This is a genomic window from Streptomyces sp. NPDC088910 (genome assembly GCF_044749865.1).
In the GTDB taxonomy this organism is placed as follows: Bacteria; Actinomycetota; Actinomycetes; order Streptomycetales; family Streptomycetaceae; genus Actinacidiphila.
The window spans coordinates 153,767-160,640 of record NZ_JBIVIV010000016.1; the positions used below are offsets into that span (position 1 = coordinate 153,767).

Sequence of the window (6,874 nt, forward strand, 5' to 3'; positions counted from 1 at the left end):
GGGCGCCGGACTACTCGACGTCGACCCAGTCCAGGGTCCGGTCCACGGCCTTCTTCCAGCCCTTGTAGCCCGTGGCGCGCTGCTCCTCGCTCCACTGGGGCTCCCAGCGGCGCGACTCGTGCCAGTGCTCGCGCAACTCGTCGGTGTCGCGCCAGAAGCCGGTGGCGAGACCGGCCGCGTAGGCCGCGCCCAGCGCGGTGGTCTCGGCGACCACCGGACGGCTGACCGGGACGCCCAGGACGTCGGCCTGGGTCTGCATGCACAGGTCGTTGGCCGTGACACCGCCGTCGACCTTGAGCACGTCCAGGTGCACACCGGAGTCCTGCTCCATCGCCTCGACCACGTCGCGGCTCTGGTAGCACATGGACTCCAGCGTGGCCCGCGCCAGGTGGCCGTTGGTGTGGAAGCGGGCGAGGCCGACGATGGCGCCGCGCGCGTCGGACCGCCAGTACGGCGCGAACAGCCCGGAGAAGGCGGGCACGAAGTAGATCCCGTCGCTGCTCTCGACGGTCTTCGCCAGCCGCTCGCTCTCCGCGGCCTCGCTGATCAGGTGCATCTGGTCGCGCAGCCACTGCACCGCGGAACCGGTCACCGCGATGGAGCCCTCCAGCGCGTACACCGCCGGGGCGTCACCGAACTTGTACGCCACGGTCGTCAGCAGGCCGTGCTCGGAGCGGACCGCCTCCGTACCGGTGTTGAGCAGCAGGAAGTTACCGGTGCCGTAGGTGTTCTTCGCCTCGCCCGGCGCGAAGCAGACCTGGCCGACGGTGGCCGCCTGCTGGTCGCCGAGCACACCCGTGATGGGGATCGGCGCGCTCAGCGGGCGCGAGGTGCGGGTGGTGCCGAACGCCTCGGGGTGCGACGACGCGTGGATCGTCGGCAGCATCGCGCGCGGGATGTTGAAGATGCCGAGCAGCTCCTCGTCCCAGTCCAGCGTCTCCAGGTCCATCAGCATCGTGCGGCTGGCGTTGGTGACGTCGGTGGCGTGGATGCCGCCGTTCGGACCGCCGGTGAGGTTCCACAGGATCCAGGAGTCCGTGGTGCCGAACAGCGCGTGCCCCTGCTCGGCGGCCTGGCGGACCCCGTCGACGTTCTCCAGGATCCACTTGATCTTGCCGCCGGAGAAGTACGTCGCGGGCGGCAGGCCCGCCCGGCGCCGGATCAGGTCGCCGTGGCCGTCGCGCTCCAGCGCCTTGGCGATCGAGTCGGTCCTGGTGTCCTGCCAGACGATCGCGTTGCCGTACGGGCGACCGGTGCGCGGGTCCCAGACGACGGTGGTCTCACGCTGGTTGGTGATGCCGATCGCCGCGAGGTCGGAGGCCGAGATACCGGCCGACCGCACCGCGTTCTGGATCGCGACGTTGGTCCGCTCCCAGATCTCCACCGGGTCGTGCTCCACCCAGCCCGGCTTCGGCAGGTACTGGGTGTGCTCCAACTGGTGCTTGGCCACTTCGTTTCCGTCGTGGTCGAAGATCATGAAGCGGCTGCTGGTGGTTCCCTGATCCACCGCGCCGACGAAGTCCGCCATGGGTGCTTCCTGCCTTTCGTGGGTGTACCGGACCGCGGTGTACGTGACCGCGGTGTGCGTGACCGCCGTCCGCACGGCCGCCGTGTACGTGACCCCCGCGTACGGACCGCGGGGGTGTACGGACCTCGTGGACCCGCGGGCTCAGACCTCGGCAGCGGGCTCGGAGGCGGGGGCGCGTCCCGGGGGCTCCGGCGGGGCCTCGGGCAGGAAACGGCCGACGAAGATCTTGTAGATCGCGCCGCCGAGGACGCCGCCGATCAGCGGTCCGACGATCGGCACCCAGAAGTAGAGATTCCCCCACTGGTCGCGCCACGCCGTGCTGTAGCCCGTGATGTAGCTGGCCAGCCGCGGGCCGAGGTCACGCGCCGGGTTGATCGCGTAACCGGCGTTGGCGCCGTACGCCATGCCGATCGCGACCACGATCAGGCCGACGATGAACGGGCCGAGATTCGCGCGGGGCGCGGTGTTGAGCACATCGGTGACCGCGAGGATCAGGATCAGCAGGATCGCCGTGCCGATCACCTGGTCGCGGAAGGCGCCCCACTCGTGGACACCGGCCGTCAGCGAGCCGTTGCCCGGCAGGGTGGCGAAGACCGTCTGCGTCTTGATGGTGTGGCCCGGGTCGGCGTGGCCCAGGATCTCGGAGTAGTTCCAGCGCACCAGCAGCGCGGCGACGAAGGCGCCCGCGGTCTGCGCCAGCGCGTAGGGCGCGACCTTCTTCCAGTCGAAGCCCTTGAACACCGCCAGGGTCAGCGTCACCGCCGGGTTGAGGTGCGCGCCGCTGAGTCGCGCGGCGACATAGACACCGAGGGTGACGCCGAGCCCCCAGGCCCAGGCGATGCTGTCATGGTCGCCGAGACCGCCCTTCGGATCGGTCAGCGCGCCGCCGCCGACGACTTGGGCCACGACGCCGACACCGATCAGAATGAGGATCATCGTCCCGACGAACTCCGCCGACAGTTCGCCCAGAAGTCCTGAGCGTGCACGTGTCGCCATGGATTCCCGCTTCCCGCCGGCCGCCGTATGGACCGGCTGTAGCTCGTCCCGCTCTTGGCCATGCGTCTTCTGCTCTCCGCATGCTCCTTCACACGGAAGCACGTGTGAACCGGCTGTGCCGGATGGGATTGCGCCGTACGGGGGAGAGTGGTGGGAGAGGTGAGGCGCACACGGGAGTGGCGGCACCGGAAGCGGCGACCGGTCTGTTAGAGGCGCGGCCGGTCCGGTGGCGCGGTCCGCTGAAGGCGGGTGTGTGTCAGGGACGGGCGGGCTCGACGCGGCCGACGACCTCGCCGAGGCCGATCCGCGTACCGCCGGGGCCGGGCGCGGTGGCGCTGATCACCACCTCGTCGCCGTCCTCCAGGAACGACCGGCGCGTCCCGTCCGGCAGCTCCAGCGGCTCCTCGCCGTTCCAGGCCAGCTCCATCAGCGCGCCCCTGGTCTCCCTGTCGGGACCGCTGACCGTGCCCGAGGCGAAGAAGTCCCCGGTCCGCAGGCTCGCGCCGTTCACCGTCATGTGCGCCAGCATCTGCGCGTACGTCCAGTACATGGCGGCGAACGGCGGCCGGGACACCAGATGCCCGTTGAGCCGTACCTCCAGGGCGATGTCGAGGCCGTACGGCGGTCGCGCCGCGCGGTCGTCGAGATACGGCAGCGGCTCGGTGTCGCGGACCGGCGGGTCGGTACGGGCCTGCGCGAGCGCGGCCAGCGGCACCACCCACGGCGACACCGACGTGGCGAAGGACTTGCCGAGGAAGGGACCGAGCGGGACGTACTCCCACGCCTGGAGGTCGCGCGCCGACCAGTCGTTGACCAGGCACACCCCGAAGACGTGCGCGTCCGCGTCGGCCAGCGCCACCCGGCCGCCGAGCGGCGAGGGCGCGCCCACCACGAAGCCCAACTCCGCCTCGATGTCCAGCTTCCGCGAGGGGCCGAAGTCCGGCGCCGGATCGGCCGCCGCCTTGCGCTGCCCGCACGGCCTGACCACCGGCGTGCCGGAGACCACGACGGTGCCCGCCCGTCCGTGGTAACCGATCGGCAGATGCTTCCAGTTCGGGGTCAGCGGCTCGGACCCCGGCCGGAAGATCCGGCCGATGTTCGCGGCGTGGTGCTCCGAGGCGTAGAAGTCCACGTAGTCCGCCACCTCGAACGGCAGGCGCATCGTCAGCTCCGCGCGCGGCAGCAGGCACGGCTCGACGGCGTCGGCGTAGGTGTCCTCGGTCAGCCACGCGGTCAGCGCCGCCCTGACCCGCGTCCACAGCGGACGGCCCGCGGCCAGCAGCGGGTTGAGCGAGTCCGCGCCGAGCGCGGCGGCCAGATCGGCGGGAGCCCCGGCCGCCCGCGCGGCGGCCCCCGCGTCCAGTACGTGATCGCCGTACGCCACCCCGATCCGCCGCGCGGCGGGCTCGTCGGCGGTGCTGAACACCCCGTACGGCAGATTGCGCACCCCGAAGGGCGCGTCGTACGGGACGGCGAGCGGGCTGCTGGCGCTCAACGGACCTCCAGGTGCGGCTCCTGCGCGGCGGAAACGACCCGAGGGTACCGCCGGGTCCTGCGGCCGGGTTTGGAGCTGCTACCGGTGCAAACGTAAAGTTCGGCCGGGGCGGGGCACGCGGGGGCATCGCATGGGCACATACGGAGAGAGCAGCGGCGGGATGACGGCGACAACGCAGGACCTTCACGGCCACGGGGCCTACGAGGAACCGATCGGTGATGCCGAGGACACGGACGGCGCGGAGGCCGTGGAGGGCGCCGAGGGCTTCGCCGACGTGCCCGGCATCGATCCCGCGCGGATGGCGGTCTGCCTCGCCGTACTCGGCGAACTCGACACGCTGCCCGTCGACCACCCCGACGCCATCGCCGTACGCCGGGCCACCGCGGGCATCTACCGGTCGGTGAAGCAGCGCCGCCGTCAGGAGCGCCGGGCCGCCAAGACCGCCAACGACAAGGCCGTCACCGAGGCCACCGCGACCGGCGCCGCCGACCGGATCGACGACGAGACCCTCGGCATCCAGCTCACCACCTCCGTCAGCACGGAGATCGCGGGCATCCTGGAGCGGCCCCGCTCCTGCTACGTCTGCAAGACCCGCTACGTCGAGGTCGACGCCTTCTACCACCAGCTCTGCCCGTCGTGCGCGGCCGAGAACCGGGCCCGCCGCGACGCGCGCACCGACCTCACCGGGCGCCGCGCGCTGCTCACCGGCGGACGCGCCAAGATCGGCATGTACATCGCGCTGCGGCTGCTCCGCGACGGCGCGCACACGACGATCACCACCCGCTTCCCCAACGACGCCGTCCGCCGCTTCAAGGCCATGCCCGACAGCGACGAGTGGATCCACCGGCTCAAGATCGTCGGCATCGACCTGCGCGACCCCGCCCAGGTCGTCGCCCTCGCCGACTCGGTCGCGGCGGCGGGCCCGCTCGACATCCTGATCAACAACGCCGCCCAGACCGTACGCCGTTCCCCGGACGCCTACCGCGAGCTGGTCGCCGCCGAGTCCGCGCCGCTGCCCGCGGGCGAACTGCCCGCCTCCGAGGTCTTCGGCGCCTTCGGCAGCGGCGCGCAGACCGCGGCCGCCCTCCCGGCCCCGCGCCGCGAGGACGCCCTCACCGCGCAGGACGTCACCGGCCTCGCGCTCGTCAGCGGCTCCGCCTCGCTCGCCAGGATCGAAGCGGGCACCGCCATCGACGCGGGCGGGCTCGTGCCCGACCTCGACCCCACCAACACCTGGGTGCAGACCGTCGGCGAGGTCGACCCCGTCGAACTCCTCGAAGTCCAGCTCTGCAACGTCACCGCGCCGTTCGTCCTCGTCAGCCGGCTCAGGCCCGCCATGGCCGCCGCCGCGGCGCGCCGCAAGTACGTCGTCAACGTCTCCGCCATGGAGGGGCAGTTCAGCCGCGGCTACAAGGGCCCCGGCCACCCCCACACCAACATGGCCAAGGCCGCGCTCAACATGCTCACCCGCACCAGCGCCCAGGAGATGCTCGACACCGACGGCATCCTCATGACCGCCGTCGACACCGGCTGGATCACCGACGAACGGCCCCACCCCGACAAGGTCCGGCTCGCCGCCGAGGGCTTCCACGCCCCCCTCGACCTCGTCGACGGCGCCGCCCGTGTCTACGACCCCGTCGTCCGGGGCGAACGCGGCGAGGATCTGTACGGCTGCTTCCTGAAGGACTACGCCCCCTCCGCCTGGTGACACCGCGCGGGCGGTGACGCTCATCCGCTGCCGCTGCCGCTGCCGCTGCCGCTGCCGCTGCCGCTGCCGCTGCCGCTGCCGCTGCTGCCGTTGCCGCCGACGACCCATCGGACCGGACCGGGCCGCACCGGGCCGTCCGGCCGGTCCGGCGGTCACGCGTCGCCGCGCGTACCAGGAATGCTGAGCAGTCCGCCTACGCGCGTCCGCGTCGCCGTACGCGCAAGGTCGTAGATCTCAGCTCCCACGCCCCTCACGCGCCCCTCCCGTGCCCCGAGTGCAACCGGCGCGCGGGGGGCGCGCGGCACCCGGCGCCCGCACGGCGCATTTCCTGGCGCGCACCTGTGACGTGCGAATTCCCCGCGGAGCGGAATCACCGAATCCGGTGGCCTATGCCAGCCGCTCTTGCCGAATAATCCGTGATGCCGCCGGGTCGATTACCGATGTACGGATTTGGCCATTAACGAGCGCCGCCGATTCCGCGCCGTCGTTTCGGGCGCCAAGGCGGCGAGCTTTACGTGATGCGATGCCCTGGCATTTATCTACGGCCCGGCCGGTCCGCTCCGCCACCGTCGAAGAAGGCGCAGTTCGGGGCGGGGTGCACCCGGTAATCGAAAGTATGTCCGTCGTCGTCGGGGCCTATATACCCCGGTTCTTCGATCTGAATCAGGTGAGGAGGAAGTTCGTACCCCCAACAGGTGAAACCGGCCAATCGTCGGCCTCCCGGCAGTCTTTCCGTCCGAAGAAGTCGGCTGTTGTACTCTGACGATGATGCGAATAGGGACAGGGCTGTGCCGCCCCGCGCTTTACCGGGGCCCGTACGGCGAGAAGAAACGGAAAACTGAGGGAAGGTGGAGCGGCCATGGTTAATCCTTTCGACGACGACTCGGCTCGGTTCGTCGTATTGGTGAACGACGAGGGACAGCACTCCCTGTGGCCCGCACATCTCGACCAACCCGGCGGCTGGCACGCGGACGGCCCGGAGAGATCCCGTCAGGAGTGCCTGGACGCGATCGAGAAGTCCTGGATCGACATGCGGCCCACGAGCCTGGTGCGCGCGATGGAGGCGGACGTCCGGTAGGCGGAGTCCCGGGTCGGCACCCGTCCTCGTCGGGACGGGTGCCGACCCCGTCCCTCGCGCTTCCCGCCG

At 71.3% G+C, this 6,874-nt stretch carries 5 protein-coding genes; 2 read left to right on the forward strand and 3 right to left on the reverse strand.

What is annotated here, in order from left to right; genetic code table 11:
* Positions 1-10: 10 nt before the first annotated feature.
* The 3 genes from glpK to fahA all read right to left on the reverse strand — a co-directional run bounded on the left by glpK (position 11) and on the right by fahA (position 4,019).
* Positions 11-1,528, reverse strand: a complete 1,518-nt coding sequence (glpK, locus tag ACIP4Z_RS31025) for a glycerol kinase GlpK (protein WP_355333263.1) — start codon at positions 1,526-1,528, stop codon at positions 11-13.
* 141 nt (positions 1,529-1,669) lie between these two features.
* A complete protein-coding gene (locus ACIP4Z_RS31030; RefSeq protein WP_355333260.1) occupies positions 1,670-2,524 on the reverse strand; it encodes an MIP/aquaporin family protein in 855 nt (284 codons plus the stop codon).
* 256 nt (positions 2,525-2,780) lie between these two features.
* Positions 2,781-4,019 (reverse strand): fumarylacetoacetase, encoded by a 1,239-nt coding sequence (fahA, locus tag ACIP4Z_RS31035; RefSeq protein WP_391161187.1) that lies wholly within the window; start codon positions 4,017-4,019, stop codon positions 2,781-2,783.
* A gap of 298 nt (positions 4,020-4,317) precedes the next feature.
* Here fahA and ACIP4Z_RS31040 point away from each other — a divergent pair, with 298 nt between their 5' ends.
* Both ACIP4Z_RS31040 and ACIP4Z_RS31045 read left to right on the forward strand, forming a co-directional pair.
* Positions 4,318-5,727, forward strand: a complete 1,410-nt coding sequence (locus tag ACIP4Z_RS31040; RefSeq protein WP_355333601.1) for an SDR family NAD(P)-dependent oxidoreductase — start codon at positions 4,318-4,320, stop codon at positions 5,725-5,727.
* A gap of 859 nt (positions 5,728-6,586) precedes the next feature.
* Entirely contained in the window at positions 6,587-6,805 is a 219-nt protein-coding gene (locus ACIP4Z_RS31045) for an MbtH family protein (RefSeq protein ID WP_188285961.1), read from the forward strand.
* Positions 6,806-6,874: the final 69 nt, after the last annotated feature.

Excerpts from the sequence above, each read along its gene's own strand:
- glpK (WP_355333263.1), bottom strand. The coding sequence starts at position 1,528 with ATGGCGGACTTCGTCGGCGCGGTGGATCAGGGAACCACCAGCAGCCGC.
- ACIP4Z_RS31045 (WP_188285961.1), top strand. The coding sequence starts at position 6,587 with ATGGTTAATCCTTTCGACGACGACTCGGCTCGGTTCGTCGTATTGGTG.
- ACIP4Z_RS31030 (WP_355333260.1), bottom strand. The coding sequence starts at position 2,524 with ATGGCGACACGTGCACGCTCAGGACTTCTGGGCGAACTGTCGGCGGAG.
- ACIP4Z_RS31040 (WP_355333601.1), top strand. The coding sequence starts at position 4,318 with ATGGCGGTCTGCCTCGCCGTACTCGGCGAACTCGACACGCTGCCCGTC.